This is a genomic window from Spiroplasma endosymbiont of Polydrusus cervinus (assembly GCF_964019755.1).
Taxonomy (GTDB): domain Bacteria; phylum Bacillota_I; class Bacilli_A; order Mycoplasmatales; family Mycoplasmataceae; genus Spiroplasma.
Genome location: NZ_OZ026469.1, coordinates 856742 through 878226, shown reverse-complemented (window position 1 = coordinate 878226; position 21485 = coordinate 856742). Strand labels below are relative to the sequence as shown.

The 21485-nt window shown below is 25.9% G+C and carries 36 protein-coding genes, 3 pseudogenes and 1 riboswitch; of the genes and pseudogenes, 22 read left to right on the top strand and 17 right to left on the bottom strand.

What is annotated here, in order from left to right; genetic code table 4:
* Positions 1 to 386: 386 nt before the first annotated feature.
* Positions 387 to 587, bottom strand: a complete 201-nt coding sequence (locus tag AACK78_RS05605; RefSeq protein WP_338954973.1) for a hypothetical protein — start codon at positions 585 to 587, stop codon at positions 387 to 389.
* 398 nt (positions 588 to 985) lie between these two features.
* On the opposite strand from AACK78_RS05605, the gene AACK78_RS05600 reads away from it, so the two are divergent.
* Entirely contained in the window at positions 986 to 2320 is a 1335-nt protein-coding gene (locus tag AACK78_RS05600) for a DEAD/DEAH box helicase (RefSeq protein ID WP_338954972.1), read from the top strand.
* 423 nt (positions 2321 to 2743) lie between these two features.
* Here the strand turns inward: AACK78_RS05600 and AACK78_RS05595 are convergent, their stop codons facing one another.
* A complete protein-coding gene (locus AACK78_RS05595; RefSeq protein WP_338954971.1) occupies positions 2744 to 3193 on the bottom strand; it encodes a hypothetical protein in 450 nt (149 codons plus the stop codon).
* A 150-nt stretch (positions 3194 to 3343) separates the two neighbouring features.
* Here AACK78_RS05595 and AACK78_RS07680 point away from each other — a divergent pair.
* The 3 genes and pseudogenes from AACK78_RS07680 to AACK78_RS05585 form a co-directional block, all read left to right on the top strand.
* A pseudogene (locus tag AACK78_RS07680) lies at positions 3344 to 3442 on the top strand (IS3 family transposase); the annotation flags it as partial.
* A 28-nt stretch (positions 3443 to 3470) separates the two neighbouring features.
* Positions 3471 to 3686, top strand: a complete 216-nt coding sequence (locus AACK78_RS05590; RefSeq protein ID WP_338954970.1) for a hypothetical protein — start codon at positions 3471 to 3473, stop codon at positions 3684 to 3686.
* Positions 3687 to 3831: 145 nt separating this feature from the next.
* Entirely contained in the window at positions 3832 to 5697 is a 1866-nt protein-coding gene (locus AACK78_RS05585; RefSeq protein WP_338954968.1) for a transporter, read from the top strand.
* A gap of 102 nt (positions 5698 to 5799) precedes the next feature.
* On the opposite strand, the gene AACK78_RS05580 is transcribed toward AACK78_RS05585, so the two are convergent.
* The 4 genes from AACK78_RS05580 to AACK78_RS05565 form a co-directional block, all read right to left on the bottom strand.
* Positions 5800 to 6078, bottom strand: a complete 279-nt coding sequence (locus tag AACK78_RS05580) for a hypothetical protein (protein ID WP_338954966.1) — start codon at positions 6076 to 6078, stop codon at positions 5800 to 5802.
* A 156-nt stretch (positions 6079 to 6234) separates the two neighbouring features.
* A complete protein-coding gene (locus AACK78_RS05575) occupies positions 6235 to 6576 on the bottom strand; it encodes a hypothetical protein (RefSeq protein WP_338954964.1) in 342 nt (113 codons plus the stop codon).
* Positions 6577 to 6578: 2 nt separating this feature from the next.
* The gene (locus tag AACK78_RS05570) at positions 6579 to 6725 is read right to left on the bottom strand and encodes a hypothetical protein (protein ID WP_338954962.1); all 147 of its coding nucleotides are present in this window, start codon (positions 6723 to 6725) and stop codon (positions 6579 to 6581) included.
* Positions 6718 to 6900 carry a hypothetical protein gene (locus AACK78_RS05565; RefSeq protein WP_338954960.1) on the bottom strand — a complete coding sequence of 61 codons (183 nt, stop codon included), beginning with the start codon at positions 6898 to 6900 and terminating at the stop codon, positions 6718 to 6720. The genes AACK78_RS05570 and AACK78_RS05565 overlap by 8 nt, the downstream gene beginning before the upstream one ends.
* 88 nt (positions 6901 to 6988) lie before the next feature.
* Between AACK78_RS05565 and AACK78_RS05560 the strand changes: the two genes are divergently transcribed.
* The 12 genes and pseudogenes from AACK78_RS05560 to AACK78_RS05515 all read left to right on the top strand — a co-directional run bounded on the left by AACK78_RS05560 (position 6989) and on the right by AACK78_RS05515 (position 13342).
* Positions 6989 to 7213, top strand: a complete 225-nt coding sequence (locus tag AACK78_RS05560; protein WP_338954601.1) for a hypothetical protein — start codon at positions 6989 to 6991, stop codon at positions 7211 to 7213.
* 6 nt (positions 7214 to 7219) lie between these two features.
* Positions 7220 to 7492 (top strand): annotated as a pseudogene (locus tag AACK78_RS07675) (hypothetical protein); the annotation flags it as partial.
* A 21-nt stretch (positions 7493 to 7513) separates the two neighbouring features.
* Positions 7514 to 8110, top strand: coding sequence for a DDE-type integrase/transposase/recombinase (locus AACK78_RS05555; RefSeq protein ID WP_338954958.1), 597 nt, complete (start codon positions 7514 to 7516; stop codon positions 8108 to 8110).
* Positions 8111 to 8715: 605 nt separating this feature from the next.
* Positions 8716 to 8850, top strand: a complete 135-nt coding sequence (rpmH, locus tag AACK78_RS05550; RefSeq protein ID WP_338954956.1) for a 50S ribosomal protein L34 — start codon at positions 8716 to 8718, stop codon at positions 8848 to 8850.
* A gap of 39 nt (positions 8851 to 8889) precedes the next feature.
* Positions 8890 to 9207, top strand: a complete 318-nt coding sequence (gene rnpA, locus AACK78_RS05545) for a ribonuclease P protein component (RefSeq protein WP_338954954.1) — start codon at positions 8890 to 8892, stop codon at positions 9205 to 9207.
* Positions 9208 to 9222: 15 nt separating this feature from the next.
* On the top strand, positions 9223 to 10494 hold the full coding sequence (yidC, locus tag AACK78_RS05540; protein ID WP_338954952.1) for a membrane protein insertase YidC: 1272 nt from the start codon (positions 9223 to 9225) through the stop codon (positions 10492 to 10494).
* A 107-nt stretch (positions 10495 to 10601) separates the two neighbouring features.
* Positions 10602 to 10826 (top strand): transposase family protein, encoded by a 225-nt coding sequence (locus AACK78_RS05535; protein WP_338954592.1) that lies wholly within the window; start codon positions 10602 to 10604, stop codon positions 10824 to 10826.
* Between the two features lie 6 nt (positions 10827 to 10832).
* Positions 10833 to 11105, top strand: a pseudogene (locus tag AACK78_RS07670) (hypothetical protein); the annotation flags it as partial.
* Positions 11106 to 11126: 21 nt separating this feature from the next.
* On the top strand, positions 11127 to 11723 hold the full coding sequence (locus tag AACK78_RS05530; protein WP_338954388.1) for a DDE-type integrase/transposase/recombinase: 597 nt from the start codon (positions 11127 to 11129) through the stop codon (positions 11721 to 11723).
* Positions 11724 to 11751: 28 nt separating this feature from the next.
* Positions 11752 to 12279 carry a hypothetical protein gene (locus tag AACK78_RS05525; RefSeq protein ID WP_338954950.1) on the top strand — a complete coding sequence of 176 codons (528 nt, stop codon included), beginning with the start codon at positions 11752 to 11754 and terminating at the stop codon, positions 12277 to 12279.
* Between the two features lie 171 nt (positions 12280 to 12450).
* Entirely contained in the window at positions 12451 to 12936 is a 486-nt protein-coding gene (locus AACK78_RS05520) for a hypothetical protein (protein WP_338954948.1), read from the top strand.
* A 169-nt stretch (positions 12937 to 13105) separates the two neighbouring features.
* Entirely contained in the window at positions 13106 to 13342 is a 237-nt protein-coding gene (locus tag AACK78_RS05515) for a hypothetical protein (protein ID WP_338954946.1), read from the top strand.
* 18 nt (positions 13343 to 13360) lie between these two features.
* Here the strand turns inward: AACK78_RS05515 and AACK78_RS05510 are convergent, their stop codons facing one another.
* The 11 genes from AACK78_RS05510 to AACK78_RS05460 all read right to left on the bottom strand — a co-directional run bounded on the left by AACK78_RS05510 (position 13361) and on the right by AACK78_RS05460 (position 17477).
* The gene (locus AACK78_RS05510; RefSeq protein WP_338954944.1) at positions 13361 to 13546 is read right to left on the bottom strand and encodes a hypothetical protein; all 186 of its coding nucleotides are present in this window, start codon (positions 13544 to 13546) and stop codon (positions 13361 to 13363) included.
* 43 nt (positions 13547 to 13589) lie between these two features.
* A complete protein-coding gene (locus AACK78_RS05505; protein WP_338954942.1) occupies positions 13590 to 13730 on the bottom strand; it encodes a hypothetical protein in 141 nt (46 codons plus the stop codon).
* A gap of 4 nt (positions 13731 to 13734) precedes the next feature.
* Positions 13735 to 14238 carry a hypothetical protein gene (locus tag AACK78_RS05500; protein ID WP_338954940.1) on the bottom strand — a complete coding sequence of 168 codons (504 nt, stop codon included), beginning with the start codon at positions 14236 to 14238 and terminating at the stop codon, positions 13735 to 13737.
* On the bottom strand, positions 14220 to 14522 hold the full coding sequence (locus tag AACK78_RS05495) for a hypothetical protein (RefSeq protein ID WP_338954939.1): 303 nt from the start codon (positions 14520 to 14522) through the stop codon (positions 14220 to 14222). The genes AACK78_RS05500 and AACK78_RS05495 overlap by 19 nt, the downstream gene beginning before the upstream one ends.
* Positions 14523 to 14540: 18 nt before the next feature.
* Positions 14541 to 14957 carry a hypothetical protein gene (locus tag AACK78_RS05490; protein WP_338954938.1) on the bottom strand — a complete coding sequence of 139 codons (417 nt, stop codon included), beginning with the start codon at positions 14955 to 14957 and terminating at the stop codon, positions 14541 to 14543.
* Between the two features lie 137 nt (positions 14958 to 15094).
* Complete coding sequence (locus tag AACK78_RS05485) at positions 15095 to 15781, bottom strand: hypothetical protein (RefSeq protein WP_338954937.1); 687 nt, start codon at positions 15779 to 15781, stop codon at positions 15095 to 15097.
* 2 nt (positions 15782 to 15783) lie between these two features.
* Positions 15784 to 15930 (bottom strand): hypothetical protein, encoded by a 147-nt coding sequence (locus AACK78_RS05480; protein ID WP_338954936.1) that lies wholly within the window; start codon positions 15928 to 15930, stop codon positions 15784 to 15786.
* Complete coding sequence (locus AACK78_RS05475; protein WP_338954934.1) at positions 15923 to 16213, bottom strand: hypothetical protein; 291 nt, start codon at positions 16211 to 16213, stop codon at positions 15923 to 15925. Before AACK78_RS05475 ends, AACK78_RS05480 begins: the two co-directional genes overlap by 8 nt.
* Before the next feature lie 11 nt (positions 16214 to 16224).
* Positions 16225 to 16389: a hypothetical protein gene (locus tag AACK78_RS05470; RefSeq protein WP_338954932.1), complete on the bottom strand. Its 165-nt coding sequence runs from the start codon at positions 16387 to 16389 to the stop codon at positions 16225 to 16227.
* A gap of 9 nt (positions 16390 to 16398) precedes the next feature.
* Positions 16399 to 16683, bottom strand: a complete 285-nt coding sequence (locus AACK78_RS05465) for a hypothetical protein (protein WP_338954931.1) — start codon at positions 16681 to 16683, stop codon at positions 16399 to 16401.
* Between the two features lie 554 nt (positions 16684 to 17237).
* Complete coding sequence (locus AACK78_RS05460) at positions 17238 to 17477, bottom strand: hypothetical protein (protein WP_338954929.1); 240 nt, start codon at positions 17475 to 17477, stop codon at positions 17238 to 17240.
* Positions 17478 to 17992: 515 nt separating this feature from the next.
* Here AACK78_RS05460 and rpsP point away from each other — a divergent pair.
* From rpsP to AACK78_RS05430, 6 genes are all read left to right on the top strand, one after another.
* Complete coding sequence (gene rpsP, locus AACK78_RS05455; RefSeq protein ID WP_422396890.1) at positions 17993 to 18307, top strand: 30S ribosomal protein S16; 315 nt, start codon at positions 17993 to 17995, stop codon at positions 18305 to 18307.
* A 27-nt stretch (positions 18308 to 18334) separates the two neighbouring features.
* Positions 18335 to 18586 (top strand): hypothetical protein, encoded by a 252-nt coding sequence (locus AACK78_RS05450; RefSeq protein WP_338954927.1) that lies wholly within the window; start codon positions 18335 to 18337, stop codon positions 18584 to 18586.
* Positions 18587 to 19078: a ribosome maturation factor RimM gene (rimM, locus tag AACK78_RS05445; protein WP_338954926.1), complete on the top strand. Its 492-nt coding sequence runs from the start codon at positions 18587 to 18589 to the stop codon at positions 19076 to 19078.
* A gap of 1 nt (position 19079) precedes the next feature.
* Positions 19080 to 19805: a tRNA (guanosine(37)-N1)-methyltransferase TrmD gene (gene trmD, locus AACK78_RS05440; RefSeq protein ID WP_338954925.1), complete on the top strand. Its 726-nt coding sequence runs from the start codon at positions 19080 to 19082 to the stop codon at positions 19803 to 19805.
* Between the two features lie 33 nt (positions 19806 to 19838).
* A complete protein-coding gene (gene rplS, locus AACK78_RS05435) occupies positions 19839 to 20195 on the top strand; it encodes a 50S ribosomal protein L19 (RefSeq protein ID WP_422396863.1) in 357 nt (118 codons plus the stop codon).
* Between the two features lie 72 nt (positions 20196 to 20267).
* A riboswitch (TPP riboswitch) is annotated at positions 20268 to 20365 on the top strand.
* A gap of 79 nt (positions 20366 to 20444) precedes the next feature.
* Complete coding sequence (locus tag AACK78_RS05430) at positions 20445 to 21470, top strand: energy-coupled thiamine transporter ThiT (RefSeq protein ID WP_338954924.1); 1026 nt, start codon at positions 20445 to 20447, stop codon at positions 21468 to 21470.
* Positions 21471 to 21485: the final 15 nt, after the last annotated feature.

The following is a 21485-nucleotide window of genomic DNA, read 5'->3' as shown; positions in this document are numbered from 1 at the left end:
CTTTCTTTGAATTTGTAATGATTTCAACTTCCTAACGGGAAGCGAATTTTACTAATGATTTGATGTTAAATTTTGATTAATCCGCAAAAATATAACTCTTGATTTCTCGTTTAATAACTTCCGCTTTAATCATTACTTCTTCTGGATCAGTAGTGTATAAATCTTGCCCACTAATCCCATTCACTTCTAAAAAGCACAATCAATGTAATATTTTTGCAAGGTACTCATTGCTTCTCACCCGATTAAAGCCCCTGTTTGGTCGTTATACTTACCACCTAAATAGAATCATCATTAAACCCCGTTAAGGTTAATAATTCAACATGGAAGATCGATTGAATTAGTAATAATTACTCAATCATCTGCTGGTTATAACAATTTAATTAGGGCTACGGTTGACAACCCCCAGCGTCTAAGTAAAGACACATTTTGGGTTTAACTTTTGCAACTGTTTGACAAGCAATTAAATACTTTTCTTCAACATGCAGTTGAATCTTTTCATTTAATTGTTCCTCTAACCAAAATTCACGGCCCTTTTGCAACTTAATCCCACCATGAACGCGATTTTTTAATAAACCTTGTTGTTCCATTCCTTTAAATAACGGTGTAATGTTGTTGGGGAGACTTGCAATTGGGTAATTAAATCATTAACTAACACTAAATGTTGATCATCTAAGTAAAGTTAAAAATTTTTCTCACCGTAGTTCTTTTAACATCTTGTCACTATTTATGATTATACGCCTTTTTTAATCAAAAACAACTAAAAATAAATAAAATTTTTGTATACTGTAAAACTAAATTTAAGGTACCATATACATTTAAAAAATTAGCATAAAAAAACTTTATTTTTTTTTCATTTTGAGATATACTTATTAAGTTGTTAAACTTTAATTTATTCTGTTATCTAAAATAATATAAATATCTAAATTCAACAGCTGTAATGTTAAAAAAACAACTAAACTATGATATGAAAATAAAAGGAGACTAAATGAATTTTAATACATTAAATTTATACCCAGCATTACAGCGAATGATTGCTAAAATGGGTTATACTAATCTAACTGAAATCCAAGAAAAAGCGATTCCACTTGCCCTAAATAATCAAGATATTATTGGTAAAAGTCATACCGGAACTGGTAAAACGGTAGCATTTATTTTACCAATCTTGCAAAACTTAGATACAAACTTAAAACGGTCACAAACAATTATCTTATGTCCAACACATGAACTAGCAACCCAAATTATTGGTCAAGTACGTAAATTTGCAACTTATTTAGAAGGAGTAAATGCAACATTAATTTGTGGTGGTTCGCATATGCAACGCCAAATTTATGCTTTACGAAAAAGCAATATTATTGTTGGAACACCAGGGCGAATTGCTGATCATATTAATCGTAAGACATTACGCTTAGATAAAATTAAAACAATTGTCCTTGATGAAGCTGATGAAATGTTAAAAATGGGTTTTAAAAATGATCTTGATAAAGTGTTTGAAAATGCCCCAGAAAAATATCAAACATTATTGTTTTCTGCAACAATGCCAAAACAAGTATTAGAAATTGCTAATACTTATCAAAATAATCCAGTTGAAATTGTTGTTACAAAAAACAGCATTGAACAAAATAATATAACACAACAATATGTTAATGCAATTAATTATCATAAGGAAGATGTTTTAATTGCTTTATACCAACATTTACAACCAAAACGAAGTATTATTTTTTCTAACACAAAAGCTTTTACGAATAAAATTGCGGATATGTTAGCAAGCAATGGTATTAGTTGCTGTGTTATTAACGGTGATAAAAGTCGTTATGAACGAACACAAGCAATGCGTTTATTCCGTGATGGTAAAAAAACGGTAATGGTTGCAACTGATGTTGCTGCGCGAGGAATTGATATTGAGAATATCGATTATGTTATTAATTATGATATTCCAACTGAACGAGAAAGTTATATTCACCGTATTGGGCGAACAGCACGAGCTGGCGCAACTGGAGTAGCAATATCAATTGTTTCAAATTGTAATGAATTGAAAGAAATGCAGCACTTAGGTGAATATCAGAAGAAAAGAATTGAATTATTAGATATTTCAGAATATGGTTTAAAACCAAAACCACAAGGAATAAAAAACTTTGGTGCTAATCGTAAACAAACGAGTTTTAAGCAAAAGAATAGTAATTTTAAATATGATAATTTACAATGTAGCAATAAAAGTAAGCAATCTAATGGTAAGAGAGACTTCAGTTCGCAAGGTAATAAAACTTGAAAAGAAAAAAAGAAAAAATTTGGGAGAAATAATTTTACATTTAACCGAATTTAAAACAAATAATTCCCTACAAAATGTCTTTGTAAGCAATTAAGTTGTTAAAAGCACCAACCATGGTGCTTTTTTTCAGTGTAATTATGCTTACATCGCAAAAGGAAAGGAAGGTGACAATTTAATAAAAAAATTACTAATGTTTTTGTGTTAGGTTTGGGGAGTAGTTTTGAGCTTGCTAGTTGTTCGTTACAAGCCAAACATATTATTGATGATGACGATGAGGATAATCCAAATCAAGATATTACAATTTTTAATTTGTTATAATTTTATTAACTTTTTATGATTTAGTTTTACAGTATACACACAGAATTCAGGGTATATTTGTTGCTAATAGTAAACCAAAAGTAGATATGAAGATTGATATTCCACGATTAAAATTATCTAAAATGGGATTAGTATTTACAATTTACAGTTTGTAATTACTTACTGTTTGTTTCTACGTGTTGTACTTGTTGAAGGACTAGTTTTATTGGCACGAATTGCCCCAATTCCTTCTAATAATCAAATTAATGCACCAATTATAGCGATTAATTCACCAACAACAATTACTCATGTTGAAACTTCTTTTGTTGAAGTAATAATTGCTCCAATCATTCCAACAACTGCAATAGTAATAAAAATAATTCCTGCAACTAGTTTACCGATTTTATGTCGAATAAAGGTTGCAATAAAAATAAATAAGAAAGCTGTAATTAAAATAATTGCGCCATTATCGCCACCAGTATTATGAAGATCAAAAAGTTTTGTGTTAACATAAACGCTTGGAAAAGAATTTAAAATTGCCAAGATAAATAATCAAAACCCAGAAATTCAAAGCATTATTTTTTGGAATGTTACAGCAATTTTAATTGTTGAATATTTCATTTTTACCATTGTTTTCCTCCTTAACCATAACATTATTTATATTATAGCTTAGTTTTAAAAATATTGGTGATAAATTAAATAATTCGTAAGACGCGTCCTGTACGATGAACTGACTGTATATTGTAAAATTAAATCATAAAAAATTAATAAAATTATAACAAATTATTTGACTTTGTGCATTGATATAACAATATTCGAATTCACGGTAGTTTAAATTATTTAACACCTGTTGAATTTAGAAAACAACAGTCCATATAAAAAGTGTCCTAAAAAGGGTTGCCAATCCATGTATAAAGATGAGCCTAATCAAAAAATGGGTTTTACTAAAATTGCCCAACCAATAGCAAAGGCAGTTAGCACGCATTTTATCGTTCAAGAGCGATTGGCAAATCCGACTTGATTAGAAGGAACATTAATAACTGGTCAGAAACATCAGATTCGAGCATCGTTAAGTTATTTCCATCATCCGGTTGTCAATGATGTTAAATATGGGGTGAAATAAATAACAAAAGCTTATATGATTGCCTTATATGTAACAACATTAAGTTTCCATAAATTACCAGATCATTTAGCGTATTTAAATGAAAAGGTTATTAAAATCTCAGAAAATATTATAAAATAAAAATATTAGAAACGAGGTGAAGTAATTGTCAACAAGAAAAGGAATTTTTAGTATTTTAATCGGGGCTTTTACTTCGTTAATTGGAACATGTTTTCAATTTACGCTAATGTATTTATTAATTCGTAGTTATGGATCACAATTAAACGGGTTTGTAAAGAATAGCGTGGCGATTGTCTCTTTTTTAGGAACAGTAGAGGGTGGTTTAGGGGCCATTACTGTTATTTTTTTAGTAAAGCCATTACTACAAAAAGATTGAATTAAAGCGAATGAAATGGTTAACACCGCGAAGCACCAGTATAAAGTATCAGGTTATGTCGGAATTATTTTATTAATTGCAATTGCGGTTGGCTATAGTGCTTATATTTATTTATTTGAAAATAATTTTAGTATTTTATGAAATGATGAAACAATTAGTTATCCCTTATGAAAAATGATTTTAATTGTTTTAATTATTGGCTTAAAAAACTTAATTACCTTATTTTGAACAGCGGCTTATGAAAACTTAATGCAAGCTGACCAAAATAATCATTTACGCCGGTTAATTTTAATGATTTGTGATTTAATAACCTATTCAGTTATTTTCTACTTAATTGCAATTGCGGTTGATCCGGTTTTTGTCTTCCTAATCTTTTTAGTTTATTCGGTGATGAAAGGAAGCTTAATTTATTTATTTATTAAGTTACATTATCCGTGAATACGCCTCCTTCGTCAACGCGATAATATGCAATTAGTTAAAGCGAGCAACATTGTTGTGTTTAAAAACATTGGTGAAACATTACTAATTAATGGCGATGTTATTATTACCGCCTTATTATTAGGGTTACGGGCATCCTCAACCTTATTGTTATATATGACGATCACAGTCGGGGTACGAAGCATTATGATGATTTTAATTAATTCCTTCCGTGAATTCTTTGCCGCTTGAACAGCAAAAAATGGGCGAGTTGATTGAAAAAGTTATATGAAATTTGAAACATATGCGTTTATGATTGGTGGTTTCTTATTTATTAACCAGTTTATTTTATCGCCATATTTTGTCACAACGCTATATGCGCCCCAAATTATTGAACAAATTAGAAATAGTAATTCAACATTAAACCCATGAATAATACAAGAAGTTGAAATTTTTAAAAGTATTTTTTACGAACCAACTTTCTCCTTATTAGTGGCCTTAAGTTCTGTTTTCATTATTTTAGCGGAGCCGTCAAATGTAATGGTGTATGCTAAAGCGAATTATAAACAAACAGCGATGCCAACTTTTATTATTGGTTGCATCAATATTGTTCTTTCTTTTTTCAGTGCTTTAATTTGCCGCTTTGGTTTAGATGATTTATCCGCAGCATTATATAGTATTTTAATCATTACTTGTTTTGTTAGTTTCCTGCGGTTCTTATACTTATGATTTTATAATTGAATCTTTTTAACTTATAATAGTAACTTTAAAGGAGTCTTTCAAAATTGAATGATTTTATTAGTGCCAATTATTATTGCAATTTTAGTGAATTATTTATTCTTAACAAAAGCATATAATCCAAATGAAATTTATAATATTGATTTACAACCAGTTTGAAGATGACAAAAATTATTAAATTTCTTCTTCGGATTAATCTTTGCTTCTTTATTTGTTATTTTTGCTAATTCAATCTTTTGAGTCCCTGGTTCCGTCCGTGGTCTCTTCTTATGCTTACCCCTTGTTTATAAAATTTGAACAAAACGACAAAATAAAATGCGAACAATTCGCCGTAAAAAATACGAAAATGATTTTATTACTTTAACCGAACCAGAAATGCCGTATCAAAAGATATGGGAACGAGAAGAAACTTTACACAAGAATGCGAAAAAAATGGATGAGCATGAACCAAGTAAAGAAATTTATAAATTAACGGGTTAAAAAATAAGTTATATTCTAACTTATTTTTAATTTGCTATAATTTTATTAACTTTTTATGATTTAGTTTTACAGTATACATTTTGTTGTAATTTATTTGTCATTTTATTTTTCTCCTTTATTTATTTTGAATTTAATTCCATTAACTCCAATAGTATTAATATCTTTATTACTATCTCATTGTTCTTTAATTTCGTTTTTAACAACTTGTTCATCGATAATTAAATAATTTTTAATAAGATTAATAAGTCCTAACTTATCGGTATTTTGTAAAAAATCATCATTAACACCTAAAATCTCAATATCTTTAACTAATATTTTTTCTTTACGAAATTTACCAATATTTTTTTCTAATTCCCTATCTATTTTTGCTACATCTTCCATAGCACGAACTTGTTCATCTTCAATTTAGTCCATGTCTAACCCCATATCAGACGTTAAGTTATTAGCATATTCAATCCTATTTTCTTGTTCTTGTTTTTTAGTTTGAATAAACTGTTGTTGTTTTAAATATTGAACTTGTATTAGGCTATTTTTAATTTAAATTTTATTATTTTGAAGTATTTTTTCTAAATTAATAATATTAACTCTAATTCGATTTAATTCATCTTTAAAATCTTTTATTAATTCTAATGGTTCTCTAAAAACAAAATAAATTTTACTAATAGCACTGGGTATATCTTTTAAATGTATATCTTGATAACCATTTAATGTATAATGATTAAGGTGACGATAGATAAACTCTGTTAATTCTTGACCATGATTATCAATTCAATTTTTAATTGGTAATGCTTTTAAACTTAATTTTTTAAAATCATTACCTTTTAAATAAAATGGATAAGTAATATTTTTAATTTGATTATTTAATGTTAAATCTGCCATTATTAAATTTCCTCTAATTGCATTTCTTCAATTAAATTATTAATATCTTCATAAGCACTTTCTTCTGAATGACATTCTTCTAATGCTATATTAAATAAATCTTCTTCTGTATAAACATAACCATCTTCATTTTTTCACATATTATTCATAATTTATCACTTCGTAATCTGCTTCTTCATCTTCTAAATAATCATCTATTAAACCTTTAACTTCATCAATTTCATATCATTTTAAATTTAAGTCAAAATCTGTTGACAATAAAACATTACCTACATATCTTTCTTCATTACCAAATTTAAGATATAAATTTAATTCTCAACTCATATCATAATCACTATCAATTAGACTGCACCCAAAAAAGTAAGTAAAGAAAAAAAGTCTTTGCTAAACTTTAGAGGAGGTGCATTTTTATATGGCAAGAAAAGGACAAAAATTTAATAAATATACAGCATATTTTCGAAAAATTATAGTACAAGAGGTTAAAAATAATAGTATAAGTTTTATTGCAAAAAAATATCAAATTAATAAAAAAACTGTTGCTTCATGGTATGAAAATTTTAAGAAAGGAATTTTAAACACCAATAAAGGTCCAAAAGAATCATTTGAAAAAAAGAGATTTAAACTATTACAAAGTTAGGTATGAATTACTAAAAAAGCTTCATGACTTTTACAATTAAATAAAAGAAAAATTGTATCTTTTATCAAAGAAAACATTAATAAATATCCACTAAATTTATTACTTGATATAACAGATTTAAAGCGTAGTTATTGAGATAAATATAAAAATTATTTAAGTAATGGTAAGGATAGCGAATCATTAAAAAATATTGTAAAAGTCTATGAAGAAAATTTAAAACAATTTGGTTATCGTCGAATTACCAAATATTTAAAAGAAGATTATGGCATTGTTTATAATGCTAAGAAAGTATTGCGAATTATGAAAGAAAATAATATTCAAGCTGAATATGTAAAGCGTATGCATAGAAAAATATTAATAAAACAAAATAGAAATAAAAATATAATTAAATATCCTGATTTAGTAAATCGTAATTTTAATGATATTAAAGAAAGATTTTCAATTTTATTTACTGATGTAACTTATTTAATTTGAAATGGTAAAAAACATTATCAATCAACAATACTTGATGGATATACTAAAGAAATTATTGATGTAAAATGATCAAAATTTAATAATAACAAACTTGTAATTGATAATTTAAATGATGCAATTAATAAAATTAAAAAAATAAAAAAAGATCTAAATAAAACAATAATTCATTCAGATCACGGATATCAATATACATCTAAAGATTATAATAGTAAATGTTTAGATAACAAAATTATAATTTCAATGGGTAAAAATTATCATTGTGCAGACAACATTATTATTGAAAGTTTTCATTCATTACTTAAAAAAGGAACAATCCATAATAAAAATTATAAATCTCATAATGAATATATTAATGATGTTAAAAAATGAAATAAATGATATTCAAACCAAAAAGAAAAATATATAATAAATGAAAGTTTGTAAACCTTTTTATTAATACTTACTAAACGGGGTGCAGTCTAAATTTTTGTGCATAAATAATATCTTTATTACTAATTTTTAATGCTTTATTATTAATTCATTTTTCATTTAAGTAATCACTAATACAATATGACATTTTCTTATTCCTCCTAATTATTTTTATTGTTTAATGCTCAATGTTCATCAGTAATATCATCAAGTGATACAGGGTAACTTCTAAGCATTATTTGATTTAATTTATTAATTATGTATTTATTTAACTTTTTTCTTTTTCATATATATCCCTTCGTTAAATTATTTTATTAATTTTTTTAATTCTCTTTTTTAACTCGCTGGCACCCACTCCCAAGTGAAAGTACCAAAGCGAGAATTAGTTATATAATTAAGGTATTTATCTATTTATTTACTTTGCCGCCCGCTTCACTTTGAGGGTGAGCGGTTGCGGTATATTATGGCATCATGTACGATGAAGCTATTATTTTTTTTTTTTTGAAAAAATGGTTGCAATTTATTAAAAATATTTTATTATTAATCTAGCAAGATATAAATTTACCGTTTGTATCTACACAGCGCTATGTTAATAATTTATATCATAAGGAGGTGTTAGCATGAAAAGAACGTGACAGCCAAGTAAAATTAAACATAAAAGAACACATGGATTTCGAGCAAGAATGGAATCAGCGACAGGACGTAAAGTTTTAAGTAAAAGAAGAACGAAAGGAAGAAAAGTATTATCGGCATAATTTGCTGGTAAAATACTTTATTTTTCTATTTGTGTCGAAATGTGAAAAAAATTTATTGTTAAAAAAAATTATGAATTTCAGAAAATAATAAGTAATCGTTCTTTTATTAAAACTAACACTTATTTTATTTATTTAAAAAAAAATGATCTTAATTATCATCGGTTTGGAATATCTGTTGGTAAAAAATTAGGAAATGCCGTTGTTAGAAATAAAGTAAAAAGACAAATTCGAAGTATGTTAACTTTTGATTTTGCTGTAACAGAAGGTTATGATCAAATCATCATTGTTAGAAAATCATATTTTAGTAATAGTTATTTAGTTAATAAAGAGATTTTATTAAAGCAAATCAAAATGTAAAAAGGAGGCGTAATAGTGAATTATCGTGATTATATTTTCTCAGACGGGAAAAAAACACGAAAACCTTGATATTCAATTACCTGAAAATGAGCAAAATTAGTTTTGTATCTTTTTTTAATTATATCAATGTTATGAGGTTGTGGAGAGATGATGGTTCCAAAGTATGGAACAGCGCAAATTTTAGATGTTTCTGGCCAAAGAGTATATAAACCAGGAGTTTTTTTTGAAATTATTTTAGGATACGCTAATGTCGGAAAAGAACACTTTTTTCATTTTGAAAATGGAGAATTATATGAATATCCATATTTAGCAATTAGAACATGATCTGATGCTTTTGTTAAAACATCATCACCGTTTTATGGATGTTTTGTATTTCCTGTTGCCTGAATTTTAGTTAATTTAATTTATGGTTTTGGTGGCTTAGACAATGGAGCTGGAATTATTGGAGCGCTATTCTTAACTTCATTAATTGTCCGTTTAATTACTTTAATGTTTAGTTGAAAAGTCCAACGAAATCAAGACAAAATGCAGTTAATGCAAATTAAACAAGCAGAAATTCAAGCGAAATATAAGGGTTCAAAAGATCCTGTTGCAAAACAAAAACAACAAATGGAAATGATGCAACTATACCGGAAAGAAGGAGTTTCACCGTTATCAACAATTGGTTCTTCCTTTTTATCAGTTCCATTTTTAATTGCGATGTATACTGTTGTTAGAGCAACACGAGAGTTAAAAATGGCAACAATTGGGGAACTTTTTTTAATTGAAAAGCCATGAGATATGATTACAAGTGGAAATTATGTTTATTTAGCTTTATTATTTGTATATTTACCAATTCAAATTCTATCAATGATTTTACCAACTATTTTAAACCTTCGAAAAACAAGAGTTATTACAAAAGAGCAGAAAAAAGCTCGTAAACGCCAATTCATTATGCAAGGAGTAATGATTGTTGTCTTCTTTGTAGTTACAATCTCAATTGCGTCGGGGGTTGCTATTTACTGGATTTTTTCAGCCTTTATTCAAATTTTACAAACATTAGGATTTCATTTTTTACGAGTTAAAAAACAAAGCAAAAAAAATAAAAATACGGATTCATTGGGACAAAAAATTAAACATTTATTTGTCCGCAAACCACATTTTAAAACAACTAATAATTCGCCAAAAGCGGTCGAAATTATAAAAACAAAACAAGTAAAAACAAACAATCTGGATAAGGTTTCTTATAATCCGGTTAAATCAAAACCTAAAAAATCTAAATTCTCTTTACATAATAAAAAAAGATAAGAATTAATGATTTTCGTAAAAAATTTAAGTCGTTGTATAGACTGCACCCAAAAAAGTAAGTAAAGAAAAAAAGTCTTTGCTAAACTTTAAAGGAGGTGCATTTTTATATGGCAAGAAAAGGACAAAAATTTAATAAATATACAGCATATTTTCGAAAAATGATAGTACAAGAGGTTAAAAATAATAGTATAAGTTTTATTGCAAAAAAATATCAAATTAATAAAAAAACTGTTGCTTCATGGTATGAAAATTTTAAGAAAGGAATTTTAAACACCAATAAAGGTCCAAAAGAATCATTTGAAAAAAAGAGATTTAAACTATTACAAAGTTAGGTATGAATTACTAAAAAAGCTTCATGACTTTTACAATTAAATAAAAGAAAAATTGTATCTTTTATCAAAGAAAACATTAATAAATATCCACTAAATTTATTACTTGATATAACAGATTTAAAGCGTAGTTATTGAGATAAATATAAAAATTATTCAAGTAATGGTAAGGATAGCGAATCATTAAAAAATATTGTAAAAGTCTATGAAGAAAATTTAAAACAATTTGGTTATCGTCGAATTACCAAATATTTAAAAGAAGATTATGGCATTGTTTATAATGCTAAGAAAGTATTGCGAATTATGAAAGAAAATAATATTCAAGCTGAATATGTAAAGCGTATGCGTAGAAAAATATTAATAAAACAAAATAGAAATAAAAATATAATTAAATATCCTGATTTAGTAAATCGTAATTTTAATGATATTAAAGAAAGATTTTCAATTTTATTTACTGATGTAACTTATTTAATTTGAAATGGTAAAAAACATTATCAATCAACAATACTTGATGGATATACTAAAGAAATTATTGATGTAAAATGATCAAAATTTAATAATAACAAACTTGTAATTGATAATTTAAATGATGCAATTAATAAAATTAAAAAAATAAAAAAAGATTTAAATAAAATAATAATTCATTCAGATCACGGATATCAATATACATCTAAAGATTACAATAGTAAGTGTTTAGATAACAAAATTATAATTTCAATGGGTAAAAATTATCATTGTGCAGACAACATTATTATTGAAAGTTTTCATTCATTACTTAAAAAAGGAACAATCCATAATAAAAATTATAAATCTCATAATGAATATATTAATGATGTTAAAAAATGAAATAAATGATATTCAAACCAAAAAGAAAAATATATAATAAATGAAAGTTTGTAAACCTTTTTATTAATACTTACTAAACAGGGTGCAGTCTAATAATATTCCAACTGACATTATTAAAGATAGTGATTTAAATAAAGATTATATTGATAAAGAAAATGATAAATATATTGTAAAAACATCACAAGATATTAATACAAAACAAAATAAATTAATAAGTGGAACAAACATTAAAACTATTAATGGTAATTCATTATTAGGGGGTGGTAATGTAACCATTATTTCTAGTAATGATTGAGAAGAAGTTGATACTCATGATTTTAGAGCGGGTCAAACTGGATATAATATTCCTAATTTTTATAAAGAAAAATATATTTATAGAATTTGAGCCTCAGGGAAAAACAGTCAGGGAGATCTAAAGAGTCAAGGAATGTTGCAAATAAGGCGTGGTTTTACACAAATAATAGGTATTATATATGATCAAATTGGTGTTAATAGTGCATGTTTAGTATTATCTATTAATCCTGATGGATTGATTAATATTGGAGTTAATGGTCCAGCAACGTTTAGATCTTTGGAATTTGTTTTTGTTGAAAGAAAAAAAGTAAGTTAGAAAGGAGTTTAATTAATAAAACAAGATAAAACAAGTTGATTAAAAGGTGTCTTACCGTGAAATTGATTTAAAAAAGACCCTATTCCAACTTATAATTGAACTCATAAAGATATTAGAGAATGAGAAAGAAAATATAAAATTAGGAGTTGAGTAGTTAGTTTTTATATTTTAATGTTTTTAACATTAAATTGTTGATTGGAATATGGAATGATTAATGCAATTAAAGATAATATTAATTGATATAATTACGGCCAATATTGGGGTAATGGGATTGCTATTTTATTAACACCATTATTTATACATGGAATTCAAGGTGTTTTTGTTGCTAGTAGTAAACCAAAAGTAGATATGAAGATTGATATTCCACGATTAAAAGTTTCTAAAATGGGATTAGTATTTGCAATTTTGCCTTTAATTACTTTAATAATTTCTTTAATTATTATTTGAATTGATAAATCAAAATGAAAAAAAGACCATTTAAGATATTGTTTAGATTGCCGGATTAATCCTCGTGTTATTCAACCAAGAATAGCAAAACAATGAAATAATTTAGATGGTGTAACAGAAGAAATATTTAAAAATATACAAGATAAAAATATTAAAAAACAAGAACAAGAAGAAAATAACAAAGAATTAAATATAAACAATAACTCTTAAAAATAATATATAATTATAGCAAGGTTAACCAAATATAAAAAACAACAATAATTTTGTTCTGAAAGGATATATGGCCACTGTTTGAGTAAGGATAAGAAAGGAAATATAAAAATGGAAATTAGTAATGAGTTAGTAATTACTTTACTTGTGTTAGCTGGCGCAGGGGGGGATGGGTAGTCTTGGCATTCTTGGATTATCTGCTAAAAAAATTAAAAAATATAAAGCAGAAATTAGAGAATTAAGAACTGCTGTTATTGCCCACGAAAAACATTTACGAGGACCTGATTATGCAACAGAATTAGCCCTTAAAACAGGTCAAATTAAAAACGTTAAAAAACAAGTTAAAGTAAACGATAAAAAACAAGCACAAAAAGATGCTATTAGAAAACTAACAAATAGTATTTAAAAAAATAACCAATTAAGGTTATTTTTTATTTGTTTTTAAGATAACTAAATTTTCTTCACCATATGCCTTAATTAAATATTCCCAATTTCAAGTTGAATTAATGTTTACACCTTCAATATCTGAACCAGTAATATATTCACCAAGAAGATTTTTACAAGGAACATTACCTCCTTCGGTACGATAACATAAAATATATTTATTCATGTTTTTTGTCACCTTTATTGTGACTAATATAAAAATTAATAAGTTATTCTATTCGTTGTGAATAAGTATCAAAGTTAGATAATTGATTTCAAACTTTTTCTTCATTTTTATTTAAGTAAATATTAACATTTCGAATTTTACAAGAATAATATTTTTCTGTTTTTTGATTATATGACTCTTTCATAATATTAACCCTCATAATTAACAATAATAATGGCATCTCGTAAATGATTACTTATTTTCTCATTATTATATTTTCAACCTTTACCATATTGATAAATTAAATTACTATCTTTATCAAATTCTCATAAACAACTATCATTATATTTACTTAAATTTTCCATATTTTTAACAACGGATTTAGTGTGTTTTGGAGAAATAGTAGCAATATATCCTTGTGTTTCTAATGAACCTAATAGTCTTAATAAATTATCTCTATCTTTTGAACCGCTGGCCTTTGTATATAAATAATTTTCTATAAAAATTGAATATTCTAGTTTATGATTATTTGATAATATTTCCTCAAATGGTTTTTCATTTTTTAAATAATTTATAATAAATTTAGAATGATTTTTTCAATCTTTATTTTTAAACTCTTGTTTATCTAATAAGATATTATTTTCAAAAACAGCAATAGCAGTAGTACCGGCTCCAGATGGGTCAATACCTATTTTTATTCCCATCTTGCTCATTCCTCATCGTTATTATTAACTGTTGGCACTAAATTTGATATATCATCTTCTTTAACTATATTATTGTTTGTGTCCGCTATTTCTGTATAAGATGGGGTATTTATTATATTATTTGATACGGGTTCATTGCTCATTTGCCCCTGATTTTTGGCTACAGTAATATCATTAAAAGGTATGTAATCAAAATTACCATCTTCTTTAATTTCTTTTTCATCTAAATCAATATCAGTAATATCTACACCTAATTCTTGGGCTAATTTACGATATAATTTTGCTTCAACCATTTCTTTTGGTCATTTATTTTAAGGTGAATATTCACTATTTCCACTTGGACTACTATTTTTTAAACGGTCAATATCGGCTTTTCTTAATAAAATTCCTTTTGTTTCACCAGTCAAACGATTAATACCAAAAGCATAAGCATCAATAATATTTTCATATCGACTTATATTTGTCATAAAATCTATTTCGTGTAGTTTTGGTTTTTGTAAATCAGTATCTCATTGAAATTTTTCACTTTTATAAATAACTCCTCTTTTTAACATTCAATTTTCTTGTTCCATTATTTTTTGAAAAACACCACTATCAATAATAGTTGTTAATTTATTTTTGAATGGAATAATATTAAAATCTTTGCCAAAAATTAAACCTTTATTACTTAAATTAATAATTCCTAAGGCTGTAATTTTTCCATTATCAGCATTACCCACTAAATTCATATAACTTTGATTATTTTTTAATTTTAGTTCTTGTAAAGCAATTAAATTTTCTTGTAAATATTTAGCATTAACATTTAATTCATATGCTTTAACTGCTGTTGCTACTAATTATTTTATTCCTATTTGATTATTCATAATTATTTCTCTCCTTTATTTATTTTGAATTTAATTCCATTAACTCCGATAGTATTAATATCTTTATTACTATCTCATTGTTTTTTAATTTCATTTTTTACAATTTGCTCATCAACAATTAAATAATTTTTAATAAGATTAATAAGTTCTAATTTATCAGCATTTTGTAAAAAATCATGATTAATACCAATAACCTCAATATCTTTAATTAATAATTTATCTTTACGAAAATTACTAGTAATAATTTTTAATTCTTGCTCTTGTTTTGCTACACTTTTAATTTCTAAAAATTGCTCTTTTTTATGAGTTTCAATAATTTCATTTTGTTTTTGAAATTGAATATCAATAACATTATTTTTTAAAGAATCATGATTATTCTTAATATTATTTTCTAAATTCAAAATATCTTTTCTAATAAAATTTAATTCATCTTTAAAATTTTTTATTAATTCTAATGGTTCTCTAAAAACATAATCAATTTTTGAAACTACTAGTTTTAAATCTTTTAGTGATTGTGATTTATATTCTCCATTTATTAATCAAGCTTGTTGTCGATATATAAATTCTGCTAATTCTTGCCCATTTTCATTAATTAAATTTTTAATTGGTAATGCTTTTAAACTTAATTCTTTAAAATCATTACCTTTCAAATAAAATGGATAAGTAATATTTTTAATTAAATCTTCCATTATTAAATTTCCTCTAATTCCATTTCTTCAATTAAATTATTAATATATTCATAAGCACTATCTTCTGAATGACATTCTTCTAATGCTATATTAAATAAATCTTCTTCTGTATAAACATAACCATCTTCATCTTTTCACATATTATTCATAATTTATCACCTCATATTCTGCTTCTTCATATTCTAAATAACCACTAATTAAATCTTTAACTTCATCAATTTCATATCATTTTAAATTTAAGTCAAAATCTGTTAGCAGTGAAACACCACCTATACGTCTTTCCTCATTACAAAATTTAAGATATAAATTTAATTCTCAACTCATATCATAATCACTATCAATTTGTGCATAAATAATATCTTTATTACTAATTTTTAATGCTTTATTATTAATTCATTTTTCATTTAAGTAATCACTAATACAATATGACATTTTTATTCCTCCTAATTATTTTTACCTAATGTTCATTGTTCATCAGTCATATCTTCGAATGATGCTGGATAACTTCTAAACATTAGTTCTTGTAATTTATTTTCTTTATTGCATTCTTTATGAAAATAATAACCTCAATATCTTTGTTTAAGATAAATTTTATTTAACTTTTTCATATAAACCTTCTAAATTATTTGATTGATTTTTTTCTCAATTTGTAATATTTTTCAACCATCTGATGCTAAATCTAAAATATCGTTAATTTTGTAATGTTGCATATAAGAAGCAATAACATCTCATTTATCTTCAAATAAATTTAAGTACATTTTTGCTCATTCTAAACATTGCAAATCATAATGATTTTTATGATGAGAAATACGACAATTAACAGGTTGACAATTCACTCAATCAAATGATGTTGTTATTTCATTTCAATTTTTATTAATATATTTACTTTTATATTCTGTCATTATATTTCCTCCTATTTTTAATTCGCTGGCACTCACTCTCGAGTGAAAGTGCCAAAGCGAGAATTAGTTATATAAGTATTTATCTATTTATTTACTACGCCATCCGCTTCACTGGGGTGAGCGGTGGCGATAATATATTTAATATTTATTTATTATTAAATAATCGACAGTTGTTTTTATGAGGTAAAGCCAGAGAATTCTCTCTCTTCATCCGCACCATTTCAAGTCAAAACGTTCAGTTTTTAAAATAAATTTACTTTCACTTTGAAGAGCCTGGTGCTGGCTTTGTGGTTTTTAAACCGCTGCCACTTCTAAGAAGTAAATCTATCGCAAATTTATTTATAAAGTATTCATCTCTATGTTTATTGTCGTTTGATGTTGACCTTGCACTTATCACGACTATCGCTTAGTTAAATATAATAACCAGCGCCGATTTACTTTTTTCCTCATACACTATTTCAGTACTTGCCTTGGCTGGCTGTGGGAATGAGTTTAAACTCATGTTCTTATGGAGAAAAGCACTTAGTTATTTAAAATAACGGTCCCACGCTGCATTAAGTTGTTTTATAAAATCAAAGTTTAAAAGAACCAGTTTTATCATCAAAGATAATTTTTGAATTTTCTAAGCGTTTATAAAACCGCTTTTGTTTTTTATCTTTTGTACGATTTAATAAATCTTTATGTTTTTCACAAGTTCATAAAGCTTTATTTGATAAAAATTCTTCGGTAATGAATGATATTGATTTATAACAATTATCAATATCACATATTTTTTGTTGTTTATTAATTTCCATTACCTACTCCTTTTCTTGATATTAAGTTTTTTCATTTATTAGCCAAATTAATTAACTAAAACAGAGAAAGGACAACACCTTAAAATTGGAGAAAAAACAGGTACACTTTGTAAAGATTTCTAAGATATTTAATAAATGTGTAACACAACTTTAAGTTAACGAAAAAGTTGTGATAAAAAGTTTTTATTTTAAGAATTTAAGATGCTGCCCTTTCTCTGAATTAATTAATAATTATGGGTTTACAAATAAAAAAACAACCCTTTTTATTTAACAAGAGTTGTTTTTTGCCGCTTCATCGTACATGATACAATTTATTATAATTTTATTAACTTTTTATGATTTAGTTTTACAGCATACACAATTTACAATAATAATTCAATAGAATTGGAAAAATAAGATTACCAAAAAATAAAAGTGTTAAGTTAAAAAACTTGACGCTTTTTTAATTTAGGGTATTATATAAAAGATGTTAAGTTTTATAGTTTAACATGAACGCAGAATTAGAAAGGAAATTATTAATGGTAAAATTACGTTTAAAAAGAATAGGTAAAAAGAAAGTAGCGTTTTATCGAATTGTTGCAACAGATGCTCGTATGAAACGTGATGGCGAATATATTGAATTAATTGGAACATATAATCCAATCAATGGTGATATTAAAATTGATCAAGACCTTGCTTATAAATGATTATCAACAGGGGCAAAACCCACTGATACTGTTCGTAATTTGTTAAGCAAAGAAGGCTTAATGACTAAATTGCATAATGAAAAACATGTGGCAAAGCCAACAAAGAGTACCAAAGCTAAAACAACAAAGCCTGCAAAGAAATAGTTGTAATTAAGAATGTGGTGTTAATTAATGTATATTACCGAACTTAAGCATTTAATTAATCCGTTAATTTGTCAGGATAATAACGAATTGTATTATGAAATTCGTCAGATGCCAATGACAAAGCTGGGAGAAATTAATTTGTTAGTAATGTGCAGCGAAGAAGTTTTTGGGTATGTTGTTGGAAAAGCCGGTTTAATTGCTAATAGTTTACGAACTTTACTAAATATTAGAGCACAATTAGATCAAAATAAAGTTAATATTAAGTTTGAGGTTTTATAGATGGAAGCTTTATTAAAAATTTTTAAGATTAAAAAAACCCATGCCATTAAAGGCGAAGTTAAGGCTACTTTATTAGTAAACATTAAAAATATCGATAAATTACTTAATAAATTAACGTTTATTCAGTTACAGATGGTTTATAAGCCAGTAACATTAAGCAAAATTAATGCTTTTAAGCAAGATTATATTCTAAAGTTTAAAGAATTTACTAATATTAATGAAGTATTATCTTTTAAAGAATGTTATTTGTTTGCTCAAAAAGCAGACTTAGATTATACCGAAGTTGTTAGTCAAGAAAATTTAATTAATTTTTCTGTATTTTATAATCAACATCAAATTGGTCTTTTAGTAAATCAATTTGCAACAAAAGCCCATCTTGTTTTTGAAATTAAAAAGACTGATGAAACATTAATTATGATTCCAAATGTTGAAGAGTATATTCAACAAATCGATCTTCAACACCAAAAAATTATTTTGAAAAAGGTGATTTAAGATGAAAAAGTTTACCATATTAACTTTATTTCCAGAAATGTTTGATGATTTTATGACAACATCAATTATTAAAAAAGCTCTTCGGGAAAAACTAATTGTAATTAAAATTGTTGATATTCGTGATTATAGTATTGGCAAACATCATCAGGTTGATGATTATCAATATGGTGGTGGTGAAGGAATGGTTTTAATGATTGAACCATTAGTTGCCGCGATTAAAGCGCATCAAACCAAAAACAGTATTACAATTTTATTAGCACCACAAGGTAAACAATATGATCAACAACAAGCACAACATTTTGCCACAGCGGATAATGATTTAATTTTAATTTGTGGGCATTATGAAGGTTTTGATGAAAGAATTTTATATTATATTGACTATGAATTATCAATTGGTGATTATATCTTAACTGGTGGTGAATTAGCTAGTATGATTGTAATTGATAGTATTACGCGTTTATGCGAGAATGTAATTAATACGCAATCACATCTGAATGATTCTTTCACTAATAATTTATTAGATTATCCTGTTTATACAAAACCAGTTGCATATGATGGTCATTCTGTTCCAGAAGTTTTATTAAGTGGGCATCATCAGAAGATTACCCAATGGCGTGAATATGAAGCATTAAAAAAAACTTGATTAAAACGCCCCGATCTTTTACAAAAAAAGATGTTAACTACAGAACAACAAATCTTATTAGCAAAAATTAAAAAAAAGAAATAGGTTTAATTACCGTAGAAAGGAAAAAAAACAATTATGAATATGCGTTTAACAGACGAAATTACAAAAGATCAACTTCGTAGTGATTTACCAGAATTTTCTTCAGGAGATACAATTAAAGTTCATTTTAAAATTCAAGAAGGAATTAAGTTTAGAATTCAGGTTTTCGAAGGAGTAGTAATTAAATTACAAGGTAGTGGAATTACTAAATCAGTTACAATTCGTAAAATTAGTAATGGTGCTGGTGTTGAAAGAAACTTCCCCTTGCATTCGCCATTAATCGATACGATTGAAATTGTAAAATATGGTCGTGTTCGTCGTGCTAGAATTTACTATATGCGTAATCGTGTTGGTAAAAACGCACGGATTAAAGAAATTATTAAAACAAAATAAATTTACAATTTACATATTATAATAAATTATTAAAATTTCTTGCAGTTTTTTACAACAATGTTAAAATGATAGTGTAATTGACAGAGGTAACTTATGCTTCATAAGTTTGAGAAATACTCTTAGAACCTGATCTAGTTAAGACTGGCGTAGGGAGTTCAAATTCGTTATTGATTTAATTTAATAAATTTAATTTGATCCTCATTTTCACAGACGTTAATTACAAAGTTATTTGTGTAAGGAGATTTTCATATGGATTTAACCTCAACGATTAAATTTAATTTTAAACAACAAAAAATTATTTTATGATACAATAAAATAACTATTTTTGTTGTAATTAGTTTATATCTTAGTTTTTTAATAACTCTTAGTATTTTACCCTTATCAACTTTAAGTACCTTATTGCTTTTAAATAATGATGAAAATTTTAAAGAAATATGAATTTTTTGTCTAACTATTTGTGCTTTTGGATTAATTTTTAGCATTTTATATGCGATAAGTATTTGATTAGCAAGTTATGAAGAATATATTAATTATAAATTTCAGTTTATTATTTTAAATATTATTAGTTTTAATCTTCTGAATCTAATTAGTAATATTATTATTTATAGTTATGAAACAAAAGTTAGTGATTTTCTTTTTGCTAATGTCACTAAACGCAAACGTTTTTTAATTAATTTAGGAATTTGAAAATGAAAAACATTTGATTTTGTTATTATTGCAATGTTTGTTGTTTTAACCTTGATATTAGCCTATTTAGAAATATTATTAATTAATTTACCCTCTGGTGGTGGTGTCGGACTAAAATATATTCCCCTTGTAATTATTGCTTTTTGGCATTCAGCTTTAGTCGGTTTTTTTATTGCGAGTATTAGTGCTTTAATGTCCCTATTATTTATTTCCTCGCATTTTTATGTTTCAGCATGATCATATTTACTGGATTATTTTGTCCCGATGATTATTCCAACTATTGCTGGCTTTATGCGCTTTAAGGTTAATAATGATAAAAAATATATTACATATGTTAATTATATTATTCTTTGTTTCAGTATTATTAGTTTAATTTATTTATCACAAGTATTATCTGGAGTCCTAATTTGAACAACGTTATTTCCTGGCTCAGTTTGACCAGGCTATACAAATTGATTATATGCAATTGTTTATAACTTTATTCATAGTTTTCTTTTTACCTATCCAATTATGCAACTTGTCATTCCGTTAGTTCTGCGGAGTTTAACTCCCGTTTTCTGACAACGTTATCTAAAATATACCGATTAAAAAGGGAAATTAAAG